An 834-nucleotide genomic window follows, 5' to 3' on the forward strand; every position below is an offset into this window, starting at 1 on the left:
TAGCAATTATTGATAACGCGATTGCAAACATCGACTCACAACGAGCGAGCTTAGGTGCGGTTCAAAATCGTTTTGACCACACAATAAGTAACTTAGCGAACATATCAGAGAACGTATCTGCATCACGCAGCCGTATTCAAGATACTGACTTTGCAACAGAAACTGCTGAGATGACTAAAAACCAGATATTGCAACAAGCAGGTACATCAATCTTGTCGCAAGCAAATCAGTTACCGCAAACTGCACTTAGCCTATTAGGCTAACAGTAATAAGGTAATAGCTACTTCTCTATTTTAGCTAATACTTATAATAATTTTAAAAGGAGATGACTTTGGTCATCTCCTTTTTATTTGGTTTTAATATTGCACCAATCGGCTCAATATGAGCTTTATTTAACGACAGATGATTGTATTGTAACAAGGCTAAATATTTCGTTACTTAATTGTTTTCGGCAATTCCCCTACTATTGTTCTACACCCGTGTAGTTGCAATAAGAAGTCTTAAAAGCAGTTCGTGTCATAGTTAACCCCTAGTAACAAACTAATCAACAAGTTATAAATTTATTAACATGAATTTGTAATTATTTATAAATAAAAGCTAAAGGTATTTTACTCCCTGCCGTTAACTTAATCAGTAAGGGGCTTGTACATAAATTTGTTACGGCTCTTGGTTAAATAAAAACAGTACTTTTACGAAAGTAATCAGGAGTTTTATTATGATTTCAGTAAACACAAATGTATCTTCATTAAACGCACAACGTAACCTATCTCAATCAGGTTCTGATTTAGCGACATCAATGGAGCGTTTATCATCGGGTATGCGTATTAACAGCGC

Annotated in this window: 2 protein-coding genes; both read left to right on the top strand. The window is 34.9% G+C overall.

Annotation, left to right across the window (positions count from 1 at the left end; genetic code table 11):
- Positions 1–263: flagellin (locus I6F45_RS21235; RefSeq protein ID WP_197120249.1), on the top strand; the 263-nt coding region annotated here is incomplete at its 5' end.
- Between the two features lie 449 nt (positions 264–712).
- Positions 713–834 (top strand): flagellin N-terminal helical domain-containing protein (locus tag I6F45_RS21240; protein ID WP_442960992.1); only part of this gene is annotated, 122 nt, incomplete at its 3' end.

Source organism: Pseudoalteromonas sp. SWYJZ19 (assembly GCF_015864375.1).
Taxonomy (GTDB): domain Bacteria; phylum Pseudomonadota; class Gammaproteobacteria; order Enterobacterales; family Alteromonadaceae; genus Pseudoalteromonas; species Pseudoalteromonas arctica.